Source organism: Candidatus Dormiibacterota bacterium (assembly GCA_036495095.1).
Lineage (GTDB): Bacteria > Chloroflexota > Dormibacteria > Aeolococcales > Aeolococcaceae > CF-96.
The window spans coordinates 45,588-61,996 of the sequence record DASXNK010000191.1; the positions used below are offsets into that span (position 1 = coordinate 45,588).

At 73.5% G+C, this 16,409-nt stretch carries 11 protein-coding genes; 4 read left to right on the top strand and 7 right to left on the bottom strand.

The genetic code is table 11. The features are described from left to right. Positions 1-64: 64 nt before the first annotated feature. The 6 genes from VGL20_18880 to ligD form a co-directional block, all read right to left on the bottom strand. Complete coding sequence (locus VGL20_18880) at positions 65-2,956, bottom strand: ATP-dependent DNA helicase (GenBank protein HEY2705750.1); 2,892 nt, start codon at positions 2,954-2,956, stop codon at positions 65-67. A gap of 15 nt (positions 2,957-2,971) precedes the next feature. Then, positions 2,972-4,048: a hypothetical protein gene (locus tag VGL20_18885; protein HEY2705751.1), complete on the bottom strand. Its 1,077-nt coding sequence runs from the start codon at positions 4,046-4,048 to the stop codon at positions 2,972-2,974. Further along, a complete protein-coding gene (locus VGL20_18890) occupies positions 4,045-4,962 on the bottom strand; it encodes a Ku protein (protein HEY2705752.1) in 918 nt (305 codons plus the stop codon). Before VGL20_18890 ends, VGL20_18885 begins: the two co-directional genes overlap by 4 nt. An 82-nt stretch (positions 4,963-5,044) precedes the next feature. Then, positions 5,045-5,560 (bottom strand): HNH endonuclease, encoded by a 516-nt coding sequence (locus tag VGL20_18895; protein HEY2705753.1) that lies wholly within the window; start codon positions 5,558-5,560, stop codon positions 5,045-5,047. Positions 5,561-5,650: 90 nt separating this feature from the next. After that, complete coding sequence (locus VGL20_18900; protein HEY2705754.1) at positions 5,651-6,139, bottom strand: hypothetical protein; 489 nt, start codon at positions 6,137-6,139, stop codon at positions 5,651-5,653. After that, complete coding sequence (ligD, locus tag VGL20_18905; protein ID HEY2705755.1) at positions 6,139-8,880, bottom strand: DNA ligase D; 2,742 nt, start codon at positions 8,878-8,880, stop codon at positions 6,139-6,141. The genes VGL20_18900 and ligD overlap by 1 nt, the downstream gene beginning before the upstream one ends. A 91-nt stretch (positions 8,881-8,971) precedes the next feature. On the opposite strand from ligD, the gene VGL20_18910 reads away from it, so the two are divergent. Beyond that, positions 8,972-9,487, top strand: coding sequence for a hypothetical protein (locus tag VGL20_18910; GenBank protein HEY2705756.1), 516 nt, complete (start codon positions 8,972-8,974; stop codon positions 9,485-9,487). A 54-nt stretch (positions 9,488-9,541) separates the two neighbouring features. On the opposite strand, the gene VGL20_18915 is transcribed toward VGL20_18910, so the two are convergent. Continuing rightward, positions 9,542-10,732, bottom strand: coding sequence for a VIT1/CCC1 transporter family protein (locus VGL20_18915; GenBank protein ID HEY2705757.1), 1,191 nt, complete (start codon positions 10,730-10,732; stop codon positions 9,542-9,544). Between the two features lie 78 nt (positions 10,733-10,810). Between VGL20_18915 and gyrB the strand changes: the two genes are divergently transcribed. From gyrB to gyrA, 3 genes are read left to right on the top strand one after another with little or no spacing between them, the layout of a single operon-like run. Then, the gene (gene gyrB, locus VGL20_18920) at positions 10,811-12,865 is read left to right on the top strand and encodes a DNA topoisomerase (ATP-hydrolyzing) subunit B (protein HEY2705758.1); all 2,055 of its coding nucleotides are present in this window, start codon (positions 10,811-10,813) and stop codon (positions 12,863-12,865) included. Positions 12,866-12,873: 8 nt separating this feature from the next. Next, complete coding sequence (gene plsX / locus VGL20_18925; GenBank protein ID HEY2705759.1) at positions 12,874-13,944, top strand: phosphate acyltransferase PlsX; 1,071 nt, start codon at positions 12,874-12,876, stop codon at positions 13,942-13,944. Beyond that, a complete protein-coding gene (gene gyrA / locus VGL20_18930; protein ID HEY2705760.1) occupies positions 13,941-16,397 on the top strand; it encodes a DNA gyrase subunit A in 2,457 nt (818 codons plus the stop codon). The genes plsX and gyrA overlap by 4 nt, the downstream gene beginning before the upstream one ends. The last annotated feature ends 12 nt before the right edge of the window (positions 16,398-16,409 follow it).

Below are 16,409 nucleotides of genomic sequence, written 5' to 3' on the forward strand. Positions count from 1 at the left end.
TCGGCGATGCGACACTCGCCCGCGTCGGCAGGGTACGCCGCCGGTCCGGGGGTCCGCTGGACGGTCAGACGCCCACCGCCGGAACCGCCGCGGCGGGCTCGGCGGCGGCGGCGGCGCGGACCGCTGCCCCGCCCTCGTCGCAGATCGTCCGGTAGTCGCAGCGGCGGCACCGCCAGGGCGAGGGGTTGGGCGGGAACCCGTGCTCGTTCCAGGCGCGGGAGAGGTCGATCGCGCTGAGCGCGATGTGGGCGTGGGCCTTCCGCAGGGCGGCGCCCTCGAGCACCACCCGGGTCACCTCGGCGGTCTGCAGGTGGTGGAGCTCGACCGCCACCCGGTCGGCGTGGTCGCGCTGGGAGATGGCGACCCCGTAGGCGCGCACCTGGAGGTCGCGGGCGGCGCTGTCGGCGGTGCGCGGCGGCCCGGTCTTGTAGTCGACGACGGTGGGGATGCCGTCGTCGCGCTCGTCGAGCCGGTCGAACCGGCCGCGGACCTCGCCGGCGTCGACGCTGAGCGCGAACGGCCGCTCCACCGCGGAGGGCCGGGCCTCGGTCCAGGCCGGGGTCTCGCCGTAGCGGCGCAGCGACTCCTCGCCGTAGCCGCGGAGCGAGCGGTGGACGCCCTTGGGACCGTGCGCCGCCTCCCACCCCTGGTGCCAGAGCCCCACCAGCCGGCCGGCGTCGACCTCCTCGCCCGCCAGCCGCATCCGCGCCGCCTGCTCGAGCACCGAGTGCACCAGCACCCCGTACCAGGTCTGCACCGAGCCCCGCGACGGCATCCGGTAGCGGCGGCGGTACTCGTAGCGGCGCGGGCACTCGCGGAAGTCGCGCAGGTCGGCCACCGAGACCTCGACGCCGACCGGCACGGTGCTGCCCCGGGGCCGGGTCCGGGCGGCGAGCGCGGCGGGGACGTGGGGAAGCTCGACACCGCGGGCCATCGCCTGGCCGGCGAGGGGCGCCAGGAAGCGGGTGGGTGCCTCGTCTCCGTACGACCGCGGGTAGCGGTGGGCGCGGGTGAGCACCAGCCGGTCGCGCGCCCGGGTGGCGGCGACGTAGAAGAGCCGCCGCTCCTCGTCGACCAGGCCGTCGCCCGGCGGGGGCGGCTCGGGGACGAGCTCGTCGGGGAGGGTGAGCGGCGCGGGGAAGCCGCCCCGGCCCGGCCAGCGGGGCTCGACGCAGCCGCCGACCACCACCACCGGCCACTCCAGCCCCTTGGCGCTGTGGGCGGTGAGCAGCACCACGCCGTCCTCGATGGCGTCGATGGCGGCGACCTCGTCGGCGGCGCCGGAGTCGCGCAGCACCTCGAGGTAGCGCAGCGCGGAGCGGAGCCGCAGGTCCTCGCTCCAGTCGGCGAAGCCGTCGAGCAGCTCGGCGAACTTGTTGAGGTTGGCGCCCGCCTGGACCCGCTCGAGGTCGCGGCTGAGCTCGGCGATGCCGAGGAACCCGCAGCGCTCCAGGGCGTCGAAGCAGAGCTCGCGGACGTCGGCGGTGAGCGCCTGGGCGTGGAGCGCGCAGAGCTCCTCGGTGGCCCGCCGCGCCGCCGCCGCGTCGGTCTCGTCGAGGCCCTCCACGGTGCCGTCGAGGAGCATCTCGCAGAGCGGGGTCTCGCTGCTGTCGCAGGCGCGCACCAGCGCCACCCGGCCCCGGTTGCTGACACACCAGGCAGGAAGTTGCAGGCAGCGGAGCAGCGCCTGGGAGTCGGCCGGGTCGTCGATGGCCCGGAGCAGCCCCAGCAGCGCCTTGATCTCCGGCTGGCGGAAGTAGCCGCGACCGCCGTGCACCTGGTACGGCACCCCGGTCTCCTGGAGGGCGGTCATCGCCGCGCGCATGTCGTCGTGGCGGCGGAAGAGCCAGGCGATCTCGGCGCCGCGGGTGCCCGCCTCGAGCAGGCGGCGGCACTCCGCCGCCACCGCCAGGGTCTCGCTGCGCTCGTCGGGCGCCTCCCAGAGCTCGACCGCGTCGCCGTCGCCGCGGTTGGCGACCAGCTCCTTGTCGATGCGCGACTCCGGCGCGGCGGCGGCGATCAGCAGGGAGCAGGCGGCGACGATCTGCCGGGTGCTGCGGTAGTTGCGCCGCAGGGTCACGGTGCGGTGGCCGGGACGCAGCCGCCGGAAGCGGTCGAGGTTGGCGAGGCTGGCGCCGCGGAACTTGTAGATGGCCTGGTCGTCGTCGGCGACGACGAGCACGTTGCCGTGGCGCGCCACCAGCGTCTCCACCAGCCGGGCCTGGGCGTAGTTGGTGTCCTGGTACTCGTCGACCATGACGTGGCCGACCGCGTCGCAGACCGCGCGGCGCGCCGCCGGGTCCTCGCGCAGCAGCCGCTCGGCGATGAGGATGCAGTCGTCGTGGTCGAGCACCGCGAGCCGGCGGTAGCGCTCCTCCAGCCGGGCGTAGAGCTCGGCGCACTCGGCGTGGCGCTCGAGCAGCGCCTGCTCGACCTCGTCGGTGGAGACCAGCTGGCGCCGGCACGCCCAGGCGGCGTACTCCTCGGGGGTGATCAGCTCCTGCTTGGCGGTCTCGATGAGGTGGAGCAGGGGGCCGACCAGGTCGTGGGGGCGCAGCGGGTTCCAGAGGGTGCGCGGCCGCATCTCCGCGAGCACCGCCTCGAGGTGGAGCCAGCGCTCGGCGGCGTCGGCGATGTGGAAGGTGGCGGGCACCCCGCAGCGCCATCCCCACTGGCGCAGCACCCGGCGGCCGAAGGCGTGGAAGTTGGTCAGCGGGACGTCGTCGCCGAAGGGCCCGTGGAGCGCCTCGGCCCGCTGCCGCATCTCCGCCGCGGCCTTCACCGTGTAGGTGAGCACCAGCTGCCCGGAGGCGCCGGCGTCGGTGCCGCAGAGCTCGAGGAAGCGCTCGACGATCACCCGGGTCTTCCCCGACCCCGGCCCGGCGAGCACCAGGCATGCGCCCTCGCGGTGGTCGACGGCCGCCTGCTGGTCGGGGTCGAGGGGGACCGAGGGCACCGATCTCGCCTGGGGTCAGGGTTGGGTGAACGGGAGGGTGTGGAGCACGGTGGGGCGGAAGCCGCGGCCGGTCACCTCGCCGGCCGGGGGCGGCAGCGGGGCGCGGCGCACGCACCAGGCGGGATCGCGGTCGTCGCGGAGCGCCACCAGCTCGGGACGGCTGAGCTGGCCGCCGGCGAGGCGCCCGCTGTGGCGGACGGTCGCCACCAGCTCGGGCTGAAGCCAGGACACCCGTCCCGGCGGCACCACCGCGCAGCGGCACGGCGGGGCGACCGAGGCGAGCTCGCCGAGCTGCTCGCACAGCCAGGCCTCGACCGACGCGGGGAGGTGGACGGCGACGCTGCCGGCGTCGGCGAGCCGGCCGCGGTGCTGCTCGCCGAGCACCAGGGCGCTCACCGAGCCGCCGGGCTGCCGCACCACCCCGGTGACCACGGTGTCGGCACGGTCCTCGAGGGGGATGCGCAGCCGCTGGGGCGAGGCCACCCCGGCCGAGTAGGTGGCCCCGGCATGCCGCGCCAGGATGGCGGGGAGGTGCTGGCTGGTGGCCGCCTCGGCGAGGGCGCAGCCGTCGCCCGCCACCCACTCCGGGACCTGGAGGTGGGGCTGCCCGGTCACCGCCCGCTCCAGCGCCTGGAGCCGGTCGCCGAAGGGTCGCTGCTGCAGCGAGGCGCCGTCGAGGTGGAGCAGGTCGGTGGCGATGAACACCGCCGCCACCCCGGGCTCGCCGGCCCGCCGCCGGGAGAGCGCCTCGAGGTCGGGGCGGCCGCGGGGGTCGAGGACGGTGAGCACCCCGTCGACCACCGCGGTGTGGCCGCCGAGGGCGGCGGCGACCTCGCCGATCACCTCCGGGAAGCGGTCGCCGAGCTCGCGGCGGCGCTCGTCGCGCAGCCGCGCCTCACCCCCGGCGCCGGCGGCGAGGAGCACCCGGATGCCGTCCCAGTCGACCGAGAACCGCCAGTCCTCGGCGTCGAAGGGCCCGCTGCAGGGCACCGCCACCTCGAGGGCCACGTCGGCGGGCAGGGCCGGGGGCGGGGGGAGGCTCAGCGGCAGGGACGCGGCGGCGGGCCGGGGGTGAGGGAGCGGCCGCCTCACGACGCCTTGCGACGGCGGACCGGAGCCTCGGCCTCGTCCTCGGCCCTGGCGGCCGCCCGGCGCCGTCCCTTGGTCGGGACCGCCTCGGCCTCCGCGGCCGGCTCCGCCTCCGCGTCGGCCGGTGCCTCCTCGCGGGTGCGGCGCGAGGCCTCCACCGACGCCTTGAGGGCCGCCATCAGGTCGAGCGCGCGGGCGGGCTCGGCGGCGGGCGCCGGGGCCTCGGTGGGCTGCTCGCTCATCTTCTCCTCGACGATCTGCAGCAGCGCCTCGCGGTAGCGATCGGTGTGCCGCGCCGGGTCGAAGCTGGCGGTGAGGTTGTCGATCAGCATCTTGGCCATCTCGAGCTCCCGGTCGTCGACCTTGACGTCCTCGCCGGGGAGCTTGAGCTCGTGCTGGTCGCGGATCTCGTCGGGCCAGTGCAGGGTGTTGAGGACCAGGCCGTCCTCGTGGAGGGCCAGGCGGCAGAGGTGCTCTCGGTCGCGCAGCGCGATCCGGCCGATGGCCACCCGCCCGGTGCTCTCCAGCGCCTTGCGGAGCAGCGCGTAGGGCTTGGCCCCGACCGCCTCGGGCTCGAGGTAGTAGGCGCCCTTGATGTAGACGCCCGGGTCGATCTCGGAGTCGTCGACGAACTCGAGGATCTCGACCGCCTTGGTGGTGGACAGCGGGACCCGCTCGAGGTCGGCGTCCTCGATGTGGACGAACTCGTCCTTGGCCACCTCGTAGCCGCGCTGGGTCTCCGTCCAGCCGATCTCGCGGTCCTCGTGGGGGCACCACCGCTTCTGCTTGATCGGGCGCCCGCAGGTGGGGCAGAGCATCCGGAAGGAGACGCTCTTCGACTCCGTGGCCAGGTACATCCGCACCGGGATGGCCACCATGCCAAAGCTGATCGCGCCGCGCCACATGGACCGTGCCATGGTGGCCAGGATACCCGAGGGAATCGCCGCCTGCCCGTCGCACCCGTCACTTCGTGACGCTCTCGGCGGGAACTCGCCCGGGCTACGCCACCAGGGCGTCGTAGGCCTGCTTGAGCTCGGGGTGGCGGAGGAAGAGGATGTGGCTGAACTCCTGGGTCAGGGGCCCGGGGCGGCGGCGGAGGCGGAGGCCGACCTCGTCGGGCTGGCTGTTCGCCTTGCGGCCGTTGCAGCGGCGGCAGGCCACCACCTGGTTCTCCCAGGTGCTCGGGGCGCCCCCGCGGGAGACCGGGACGACGTGGTCGATGGTCAGCTCGGAGGCGGGGCCTCCGATCCCGCAGTACTGGCAGGTCATGTCGTCGCGGAGCAGGAGGTTGCGGCGGTTCGGCCGGAGGGTCCGTCGGGGCACGTGGACGGCGCGGAGGAGCCGGGCGATGACGATCCCCTGGGGGAGCCGCCGCTCGCGGATGGCGGCCTCCGCCTCGCGCTCGGCCTGGGCGTCGAGGAGGGCGATCCGCTCCTTGCCGAGCAGGATGAGGAGCCGACGCTTGCTGATCACGTTGAGCGGCTGCATCGTCGCGCTGAGGAGCAGGACCGCCATGGTTCCGAATTGTATGAGCGGACCGGGCCACGGCGCCGCACTTCCCTCGCATCGCCCGCGCGCGAGGGCCGGCTCCCGGCTGGCGGACGGCTAGCGGGCGGCGGCGAGCACCACGAAGAGGACGAACGGAACGGCGCCGGCGACGGCGATCCCCAGCCGGAGCAGCGTCCTGCGGTCGGGCGCCTCGCCCCGGGCGCGGCGGCGCAGCCGCTCGCCGCCGCCGCGGCCGGCCTCGACCCACCGCGAGACCCTCACCCCGCCGAGCAGGGCGCTCATCCCCAGGGTGGCCATGCCGAGCAGGAGCGAGGCGTTGCCGAGCCCGGCGAGGCCGTCGCCGCCGGCCAGCCGGGTGAGCAGCCCGACCAGCGCCGCCAGCCCGACCAGGCCCACCCCCCCGGCGAGGCCGAGCCGCGCCGCCTCCGCCGGGCTCCCCGGCACCGGTGGCCGCCGGCGGGCGGGAGCGGCCCGGGGGACGCGCGGCCGCCGCTCCAGGGCCGCGACCCGGACGCCGCAGCGGGCGCAGTGGGTGGCGCCGGGGTCGAGCCGGGCGCGGCAGAGCGGGCAGTCGAACCGCCCCATCAGCCGCCTCCCGCCGGGGCCGGGGTGCCGGGCAGGTCCTGGCCGCCCTCCAGCACCGGCGCGAAGAGGTCGCCGACCGCCGCCAGCCGGGCGTGGATGGTGCGGATGTTCCAGCCGTCGGGACGCAGCCCGGGGTCGTCGAGCTCCTCCCAGGTGATCGGCGTCGACACCGGGGCGCCGGGCGCGGGGCGGAGCGAGTACGGGGCGGCGAGGGTCTTGCCGATGATGTTCTGGGTGTAGTCGATGCGGATGCGGCCGGTGCGCCGGGCCACCGACCACTCCCAGCTGATCTTGTCCGGCAGCACCTGACCGATCGCCCGGCCCACCTCCTCGACCCAGCCGCGGACGGCGGCGTAGTCGGGGCCGCGGCGCAGCGGGACGTAGATCTGCAGGCCGGTCTGGCCGCTGGTCTTCGGCAGCCCGCGCAGCCCCAGGTGGTCGAGCGCGGCCTTCACCAGCCGGGCGACCTCGCGGATGTCGTCGAAGGTGGCGGGCTCGAACGGGTCGAGGTCGAACACCGCCCAGTCGGGCTGCTCGGGGGCGTCGATCCGGGAGTGCCAGGGGTGGAGGTCGATCGCCCCGCTGTTGGCCATCCAGGCGAGGGTGGCGACCTCCTCGGCGATCACGTAGGTGACCTCCCGGTCGCCGTGCCAGGTCCAGCGCCGGATCCACGCGGGGGCGTGGTCGGGGATGCGCTTGCGCCAGAAGTGCTTCCCGTGGATGCCGTCGGGGAAGACCTGCATCCCCACCGGGCGGTCGCGGAGGTGGGGGAGGAGCACCGGGGCCACCCGGACGTAGTGCTCGATCATGTCCCGCTTGGTGCAGCCGTCCTCGGGCCAGTACACCTTGTCGAGGTTGGTCAGCCTCAGCCGGCGGCCGCCCACCTCCCAGGCGCCGTCCGGGCCCATCCCGCGCAGCCGCTCCAGCGCCTCCTCGATCTCGTCGCGGGGGTCGGGGCCGGGGTCGGGGTCGGGGTCGGGCCTGGCCCGCGCCGCCGGGTCCGCGACCTCGACCGCCACCGCCGACAGGGGGAGAGCCCGCTCGCGGACGCAGTCCTCGGGCCGGACGTCGGGGCGCAGGCCGCGGAAGACGGGGTGGCGCAGCGTGCCCGCGGCGGTCCACTCGGTGAAGCGGACGCTGCAGACCAGCTCGGGGCGCACCCAGGTCACCGGCTGGGGGATCGAGGGCTCCGGGTCGAAGGGGCTCCGCTCGGTGCGCAGCGGCTCGAGGCGGCGGCGGAGCAGGTCGATCATCGCCTCGTCGAGGCCGCTCCCCGCCTGGCCCGCGTGGACCAGCACGCCGCCGTCGTACACCCCGAGCACCAGCGAGCCGACGCTCCCGGTCCGGCCGCCGCGACCGGCGGTGAGCCCGCAGATGACGCAGTCCTGCTCGCACCAGGCCTTCACCTTCAGCCATGCCGCCGAGCGCCTGCCGCCCTCGTAGCGGGAGTCGCCGCGCTTGGCGACCATGCCCTCGAGGCCGCGCTCCCTGATGGCGGCGAAGAGCGCCTCGCCGTCCTCCTCGACGTGGTCGGCGTAGCGCACCTCGGCGCTCTCGGTGAGCAGGTCGCGGAGCAGCCGCTTGCGGAGGCTGAGCGGCAGGTCGCGGAGGTCGTGGCCGTCGAGGTGGACCAGGTCGAAGGCGGCGAAGCTGGCGGGCACCTCGGCGGCGGCGAGGGCCACCTGGCGGGCGCCGGTCACGTTGATGCGCCGCTGCAGCCGCTCGAAGGAGGGCCGGCCCTCCTCGTCGAGGGCGACGATCTCGCCGTCGACCACCGCCTCGCGGGCGCGCAGCGCGCCGGTGAGGGCGGCGAGCTCGGGGTAGCGGCCGGTCTCGTCCCGGCCGCTGCGCCCGCGGAGGTGCACGCCGCCGTCGCGGAGGGTGGCGAGCGCCCGCACCCCGTCGTACTTCATCTCGAAGAGCCAGCCGGCGCGCGAGAACGGCTCGGCGACGGGCATCGCGAGCATCGGCCGCAGCGACGTCGGCAGCCGCCGCTCCGGGGTGGAGGCGAGCACCTCGGCGAGCGAGCGGGTGGCGGGGGCGGCCGCCCTCCCCGGGTGCAGCCCGGCGGCGTCCCAGGTGTCGCCGTCGACGGCGGCGGCGATCTCGGCGAGGCTGCGCCCGGTCTTCACCGACCAGTCCAGCTCGATGGCGTCGAAGCCGGGCACGACGAAGGCGTCGCGCTTCTTGATCAGCAGCCAGTCGCGGTCCTCCTCCACGGTGGGCTCGGGCAGGTCGGCGCCGCGGCGGCGCCCGCCGCGTCCGCCCATCCGCACCAGGGCGAACTCGCCGTGGAGCTTCTGGCCGTCGAGCGAGAACTTCAGGTCGCCGCGGCGCAGCGAGGCGTCGGGGTCCTCGGCGGTCTCGCGCAGCCACTCGTAGGCGCCGGCGTCCCAGAGCTCGACGGTGCCGGCACCGTAGCCGGATGGGATCACCCCCTCGAAGTCGCCGTACTCGATGGGGTGGTCCTCGACGTGGACCGCGTAGCGGCGCTGTGCGGGGTCGAGGGTGGGCCCCTTGGGCACCGCCCAGGAGAGCAGCACCCCGCGGTGCTCGAGCCGGAAGTCGAAGTGCAGCCGGGTGGCGCGGTGCATCTGCACGCAGAACCGGCGCCCGATCGGCAGCAGCTCCCAACCCGGGTAGCCGGCCCCGGCGGCGGCCGCGCCCGCCACCCCCTCGCCGCCCCGCGGCTCCGGGGTGCGCGAGAAGTCGCGCTTGCGGCGGTACTCCTCCAGGGGCATGGTGCTACCGCTCGACGCGGCTATTCATGATATTCACCATGTACGAGTTTGCTAGAGTATGACCGTCGGATCACTCAGAGGTGTCCCCGCCATGCAGCCCGCAACGAGGCGCCAGGAGACCCGCTCCGCGGAGCCGGAGGAGCCGCTGGCGACCCATGCCGAGCCCACCGTCCCTCCGGCGGGGGCGGCCTCCGTCCCCGGTGACGTCGCGGTCGCCGGCACCCCGGTGGCCAGGCCGGTGGCGGCCGCGCCGGTGGTGCGCAGGGTGCGCCGGACCACCGTGCTCGCCGAGCCGGGATACCGGGCGGTCCAGCTGGTCTGGCTGCTGCTCACCGTCGCCGAGGCGTTCGTCGGCCTCCGGGTGATCTTCCGGGCGGTGAGCGCCAACCCGGCCGCCGGCTTCGTCCGCTTCGTCGACACCGTGGCCGGGGCGCTCGTCAGCCCGTTCCACCCGATCGTCGCCGACGCGCGGCTGGGGAACGGCGGCGTCCTCGAGGTCGGGTCGCTGATCGCGATGGCGGTGTTCCTCGCCGCCGCCCTGGTGGTGGTGCGGCTGCTCCGCATCCTCACCGCGCCCCGGCCGCCCGCCGAGCCGGCCCCCGTCTGACCACGCCTCTCCCTTCCGACCGGGCCACCGGGCCCCCGTCCCGGTGGCCCCCCCTCATCCCACCCCGCCGCCGATCAGCCGGCCCACCAGGAAGGTGACCAGCGAGGCGAGGAGGCCGACGATCACCATCTCGAGGCCGCTGCGGATCGGGCTGCGCCGGGTGACCAGGGTCTTGGCCGACCCCACCGCGAACAGGGCGAGGGCCGAGAGCACGCAGGCGATCACCAGCGCGGTGGTGCCGGAGGTGAACAGGAAGGGCATCAGCGGGACGGCGGCGGCGATCGCGAACCCGCCCCCCGCCCAGGCGCCGTCGGCGACCGGAGGCGGCCCCGGGTCGAGGGTGAGCCCCAGCTCCTCGGTGACGAGCACGTCGAGCCAGTGGTCGGGGTCGGTGCAGATCCGGCCCACCAGCAGCTCGACCTCCTCCTCGCTGAAGCCCTTCTCCCGGTAGATGCGCCGGAGCGCGTCACGCTCCTCCTCGGGGGCGTAGGCGATCAGCTCGGCGGCGCGGCGCACCTCCTCGGCGATCACCTCGCGCTGGGACTTGTTGCTGAGGTAGGAGCCGGCGAACATCGAGGTGCCGCCGGCGAGGATCCCCGCCACCCCGGCGAGCAGGACCACCCGCGTCGACGACGCGGCGCTCACCCCGCTGATCAGGCTGAGGTTGCTGACCAGGCCGTCATTGAGGCCGAAGATCAGGTCGCGCAGGTACTCGGCGAAGTAGGTCCGGCGGGGCCGGCCGGCGGCGCTGGCGGCGTCGCTGCGGCCGCTGAGCCGGGCCGCGGCCCCCTGGTGGAGGCGCTCGTCGGGGACGATGCGGCCGGCGATCGCCCGCGATTTGGCATCGGGGAGCAGCCGGGCCTGGCGCATGTAGTCGAACTTGCCGCGGGCCTCGCCGCCCTCGATCAGCGAGATCACCGCGCCCAGCCCGGCGGCGCGGGCGAGCAGCGGCAGGGCCACGTCGCGGAGGTTGGGGCGGAGCCGGGGGATGCGCTCGCCGAGCTCCTCGAGGCGCTCGCCCCAGTGGTCGGCGTGGCGCAGCTCGTGGCCGGCCATCTCCAGGAGGGTGGCCTGGGGCTCGCCGTTCTCGGTGGTGGAGGCGAGGCGGCGATAGAGCCGCGCCGAGCTCATCTCCTCCCGCCAGTTGCGGCGGATCTGGGCGATGAGCTGACGCCGCTCGGCGCCGGTCATCGCCTCGGTGTCGAGCTGGCGCTCCCTCTCCGCCGGGGGTTCGGCGCCGGCCATGGGGGGCAGGGGTCGACTCCTCGTGGAATGGGTAGAATCAGGGCAGGTCACAGTGTCTCACGGACGCCACCACGCGCCGTGACGCACCCCCGACCCCCGCCGACCTTCGCGGACGCAACCGGAGCACCCGACCCTCTGATCGACGACAGCGCACGTCCCGACGACCTCACCCCCAGCCAGCCCGCCCGCCCCCCGAGCGAGGGCGGCGGGGGTCGGTCCGCCGCGTCGGCGGGTCATACCGAGGACGGCTACGGCGCCGCCCAGATCCAGGTCCTGGAGGGCCTCGACCCGGTCCGCCGCCGTCCCGGCATGTACATCGGCTCGACCGACACGCGCGGGCTGCACCACCTCGTCTACGAGATCGTCGACAACAGCATCGACGAGGCCCTGGCCGGCTACTGCGACCAGATCGTGGTCACCCTCCACGCCGACAGCTCGGTGTCGGTGCTCGACAACGGCCGCGGCATCCCCGTGGACATGCACCCCACCGAGAAGCGCTCGGCGCTGGAGGTGGTGCTGACCAAGCTCCATGCCGGCGGCAAGTTCGGCGGCGGCGGCTACAAGGTCTCGGGCGGCCTCCACGGCGTCGGCCTCAGCGTCGTCAACGCGCTCAGCGAGCGCCTCGACGTCGAGGTCTACAAGGACGGCAGGGCGCACGTCCAGAGCTACGTCCGCGGCGTGCCCCAGGGCCCTGTCGAGGTGGCCGGCCAGACCGACCGCCACGGCACCATGGTGCGCTTCTGGGCCGATCCGCAGATCTTCCCGGAGATCGCCTTCAGCTGGGAGATGGTCGCCACCCGGCTGCGCGAGCTCGCCTTCCTCAACAAGGGCATCGCCATCGTGCTCCGCGACGAGGCGAGGGAGACGGCGCACACCTTCTACTTCGAGGGCGGCATCCAGGCGTTCGTGAAGCACCTCAACGCGGGCCGGAACGTCGTCAACCAGAAGCTCTTCTACGTCGAGCGCGAGATCGACACGACGATGATCGAGATCGCCCTCCAGTACCAGAACACGACCTTCACCGAGCACGTGCTCGCCTACGCGAACAACATCCACACCGAGGAGGGCGGCAGCCACGTCACCGGTTTCCGCAGCGCGCTGACAGCCACCCTCAACAAGTACGCGCGCAAGGCGTCGCTGCTCAAGGACAACGACGCCAACCTCAGCGGCGACGACGTGCGCGACGGCCTCACCGCGGTGCTGTCGGTCAAGCTGCAGGAGCCGCAGTTCGAGGGGCAGACCAAGACCAAGCTGGGCAACAGCGAGGTGGCGGGACAGGTGTCTGCGGTGCTCAGCGACTCGCTGATGCAGTTCCTCGAGGAGAACCCCGGCGATGCCCGCCGCATCGTCGAGCAGTCGCTGACCGCGGCGCGGGCGCGGCACGCCGCCGCCCGGGCCCGCGAGCTGGTGCAGCGCAAGTCGCTGCTGGAGTCGGCGACGCTGCCCGGCAAGCTCGCCGACTGCAGCGAGCGCGACCCCGCGCTCTGCGAGATCTTCATCGTCGAGGGCGACTCCGCAGGTGGCACCGCCAAGGCGGGGCGCGAGCGCCGCTTCCAGGCGATCCTCCCGCTGCGCGGCAAGATCCTCAACGTCGAGAAGGCGCGCGCCGACAAGATCCTTGCCAACGAGGAGATCAAGAACCTGATCACCGCGCTGGGGGTGGGCTTCGGCGAGAACATGAACACCGAGCGGCTGCGCTACCACCGCATCGTGCTCATGGTCGACGCCGACGTCGACGGCTCCCACATCCGCACCCTGCTGCTGACCTTCTTCTGGCGCCACCTGCAGCCGCTCATCAAGGCCGGCAACGTGTTCCTCGCCCAGCCGCCGCTCTACGCGCTGCGCAAGGGCAAGAACGTCGAGTACGCCTACAGCGACACCGAGCGCGACGAGAAGATGAAGGCGATCGGCGGCAAGATCGAGGTGCAGCGCTACAAGGGACTCGGCGAGATGAACGCCGTGCAGCTGTGGGAGACCACCATGGACCCGGAGACCCGGGTGCTGCTCCGCGTCGACGTCGAGGACACCCTCCGCGCCGACGACATCTTCGACCGGCTGATGGGCTCGGACGTCGCCCCCCGCAAGCGCTTCATCCAGACGCACGCCAAGAGCGTGCGCAACCTGGACATCTGAGCGGGGGCATGAGCGCGACCACGGGCATCACCGTCGCCGTCGACGCCATGGGGGGCGACCATGCCCCTGACGCGGTCGTCGCCGGGGCCGTCACCGCCGTCGAGTCGCGGGGCTGCAGGGTCATCCTGGTGGGCCGGCGCGACGCCGTCGAGACCTCGCTGCGCCGCTGCGTCCAGCCGCCCGACCTCGAGCGGGTCCGCAGCCGCATCGAGGTCTTCGAGGCGTCCGAGGTCGTGGAGATGGACGAGCACCCCGCCCAGGCGGTGCGCGCCAAGCGCGACTCGTCGATCGTCCGCGCCTGCGAGCTGGCCGCCCAGGGACGTGCCCAGGCGGTGGTCAGCGCCGGCAACAGCGGCGCGGTGCTCGCCGCCGCGCTGTTCACCCTCAGGCGCATCCCCGGGATCGCCCGCCCCGCCATCGGCGCGCTGCTGCCGGGGCGCGACGACGCCCGCACCTTCCTGCTCGACGTCGGCGCCAACGCCGACGTGCGCGCCGAGTGGCTGGCCCAGTTCGCGGTGATGGGCAGCGTCTACGCCCGCACCATGATGGGCGTCGCCGATCCCCGTGTCGCCCTGCTCAGCAACGGCGAGGAGCCGGGCAAGGGCTCAGCGCTCATCCAGGCCGCGCACCCGCTGCTCGCCGCCGCGCCGATCCGCTTCACCGGCAACATCGAGGGCCGCGACCTGCTCAGCGGGAGGTGCGACGTCGCCGTCACCGACGGCTTCACCGGCAACGTCGCCCTGAAGACCGCCGAGGGGGTGGGCGAGTACCTGTTCGCGGTGCTGCGGCACGAGGCCAGGACCAGCCGCCGCGCCATGCTCGGCGGCCTGCTGCTCAAGCCCCGGCTGCGCGCGGTGCGCGACCGGGTCGACTACCGGGCCACCGGCGGCGCGCTGCTCCTCGGCGTCGCCGGAGAGGTGGTGATCGCCCACGGCCGCTCCGACGCCACCGCGATCGACAACGCCATCGGCGTCGCCGCCACCGCCGTCCAGCACCACGTCAGCGGCACCATCGCCGCCGCAATGCCCCGCGAGGTGGTCACCCCCGCCCTCGCCGCCACCACGGAAGACCAGTCATGACCGTACTGCCCCCGCACCAGAACGTCCGCCCCATCGAGCTCGAGCAGGAGATGCGCTCGTCGTACATGGACTACGCGATGAGCGTGATCATCTCGCGTGCCCTGCCCGACGTCCGCGACGGCCTCAAGCCGGTGCAGCGCCGCATCCTCTACGCGATGCTCGAGCAGGGCATGACCGCGGGGGCCCGCTACCAGAAGTCCGCGGCCATCGTCGGCGAGGTGATGAAGCACTATCACCCCCACGGCGACTCGTCGATCTACGACACCATGGTGCGGCTCGCCCAGCCCTGGGTGATGCGCTACCCGCTGGTCGACGGCCAGGGCAACTTCGGCTCCATGGACGGCGACCCGCCGGCGGCGCACCGGTACACCGAGGCGCGGATGTCGCCGATCGCCATGCAGGTGGTCGAGGACATCGACAAGGACACGGTCGACTTCGTCGACAACTACTCGTCGACCACCACCGAGCCATCGGTGCTGCCCGCGCTCCTCCCCAACCTGCTGGTCAACGGCTCCAGCGGCATCGCCGTGGGCATGGCGACGAACATCCCGCCCCACAACCTCACCGAGGTGTGCGACGGGCTGGTCCACCTCGTCGACAACCCCGAGGCGACCACCGAGGACCTGACCAAGATCATCCGCGGTCCCGACTTCCCCACCGGCGGGATCATCTACGGCCGCGACATCGCCACCGTCTACGGCACCGGCCACGGGCGCATCGTGATGCGCGCCCAGGTGGAGTTCGAGGAGTCGCGCAACGGCCGCGAGCAGATCATCGTCCGCGAGCTGCCCTACCAGGTGAACAAGGCGCGGCTGATCGCGAACATCGCCGAGCTGGTGAACGACAAGAAGATCGACGGCATCAGCGACCTCCGCGACGAGTCCGGCCGCAAGGAGGCGGTGCGCATCGTCATCGAGCTGAAGTCGAACGCGCGCCCCCACACCGTGCTGAACAACCTCTTCAAGCACACCCAGCTGCAGACCACCTTCGGGGCGATCATGCTCGCCCTCGTCGACGGCCGGCCCCAGGTGCTCGGCATCAAGGCGCTGCTCCAGGAGTACATCGACTACCGCCGCGACGTGGTCACCCGGCGCACCCGCTTCCTGCTGAAGCGTGCCAGGGACCGGGCCCACGTCCTCGAGGGGTTGATGAAGTGCCTCGACCATCTCGACGAGGTGATCCGCATCATCCGCGGCGCCGTCGACGAGAAGGCCGCGCGCACCGCCCTCGAGACCCGGTTCGAGCTCACCGAGCGGCAGTCGAAGGCGATCACCGACCTCCGCCTCGGCCAGCTCTCCCGCCTCGAGGGCGACCGGCTCCGCCAGGAGTACGAGGAGCTGATCAAGGAGATCACCCGGCTGGAGGACATCCTCGCCGACGTCCGCAAGGTCGACATCATCCTCAAGGACGAGCTGGCGGGCCTGCGGAGGAAGTTCGGCGACCCCCGCCGCACCGAGATCCGCCTCGGTGAGGTCGAGCTCAACGAGGAGGACCTGATCCCCCGCGAGGAGGTCTTCGTCACCCTCACCAATCGCGGCTACGTCAAGCGGATGCCGATCACCACCTATCGCACCCAGCACAAGGGTGGCAAGGGCGTGCTCGGGGCGCGGCGCTCGACCGACGAGGACTACGTCGCCCACTCGACGATCGCCAGCACCCACAGCGACATGCTGTTCTTCACCAATCGGGGCCGTGTCTTCCGGCTGCGCACCCACGAGATCCCCGACGTGAAGCGGCAGGCCAAGGGCATGCCGGTGATCAACCTCATCGAGCTCGAGCAGCGCGAGCGGGTGACCGCGCTGATCGACATGGAGTCCTTCGGCGAGGAGCAGTTCCTGGTGATGGTCACCAAGCTGGGGCAGATCAAGAAGACCCCGGCGGCCGCCTACTCGGCGGTGCGGCGCAACGGCCTGATCGCCATGAACCTGCAGGACGATGACGAGCTGAACTGGGTGCGCGTCTCCTCCGGCGGCGACGAGGTCATCGTCGCCACCCGGCAGGGGAAGTGCTCGCGCTACTCCGAGCGCGAGGTGCGCCCCACCGGCCGCGACACCCAGGGGGTGGCGGCGATCCGCCTCCGCGACGGCGACGAGGTGGCCGGCTTCGACATCGCCAAGCCGAACGGCTACGTGCTGGTGGTCACCGAGAAGGGCTACGGCAAGCTCACCGCGGTCTCGGAGTACAACTCCAAGGGCCGGAACATCCAGGGCATGTACACCATCGACCAGACCAAGCTGTCGAAGATCGGCGAGATCGTCGGCATGCGCGTGGTCGAGGACCTCTCCGAGGAGCTGATGGTGATCAGCACCATGGGCCAGGTGATCCGCATCCCCCTCGAGCAGGTGCGGGTGGCGAACCGCCAGACCCAGGGCGTGATCATCATGCGCCTGACCGACGACGACCGCGTCGGCTCGATGGCCGGGGTCGGGTCGCCGGGGGCCCTGGACGCATGAGTTCGGCTGGAC

What these genes read in the sequence shown, in the direction of transcription:
- ligD (HEY2705755.1), bottom strand. Translation starts at nt 8,880, where the DNA reads ATGCCCCTGGAGGAGTACCGCCGCAAGCGCGACTTCTCGCGCACCCCG.
- gyrA (HEY2705760.1), top strand. Translation starts at nt 13,941, where the DNA reads ATGACCGTACTGCCCCCGCACCAGAACGTCCGCCCCATCGAGCTCGAG.
- VGL20_18900 (HEY2705754.1), bottom strand. Translation starts at nt 6,139, where the DNA reads ATGGGGCGGTTCGACTGCCCGCTCTGCCGCGCCCGGCTCGACCCCGGC.
- VGL20_18895 (HEY2705753.1), bottom strand. Translation starts at nt 5,560, where the DNA reads ATGGCGGTCCTGCTCCTCAGCGCGACGATGCAGCCGCTCAACGTGATC.
- VGL20_18915 (HEY2705757.1), bottom strand. Translation starts at nt 10,732, where the DNA reads ATGGCCGGCGCCGAACCCCCGGCGGAGAGGGAGCGCCAGCTCGACACC.
- plsX (HEY2705759.1), top strand. Translation starts at nt 12,874, where the DNA reads ATGAGCGCGACCACGGGCATCACCGTCGCCGTCGACGCCATGGGGGGC.
- VGL20_18890 (HEY2705752.1), bottom strand. Translation starts at nt 4,962, where the DNA reads ATGGCACGGTCCATGTGGCGCGGCGCGATCAGCTTTGGCATGGTGGCC.
- VGL20_18910 (HEY2705756.1), top strand. Translation starts at nt 8,972, where the DNA reads ATGCAGCCCGCAACGAGGCGCCAGGAGACCCGCTCCGCGGAGCCGGAG.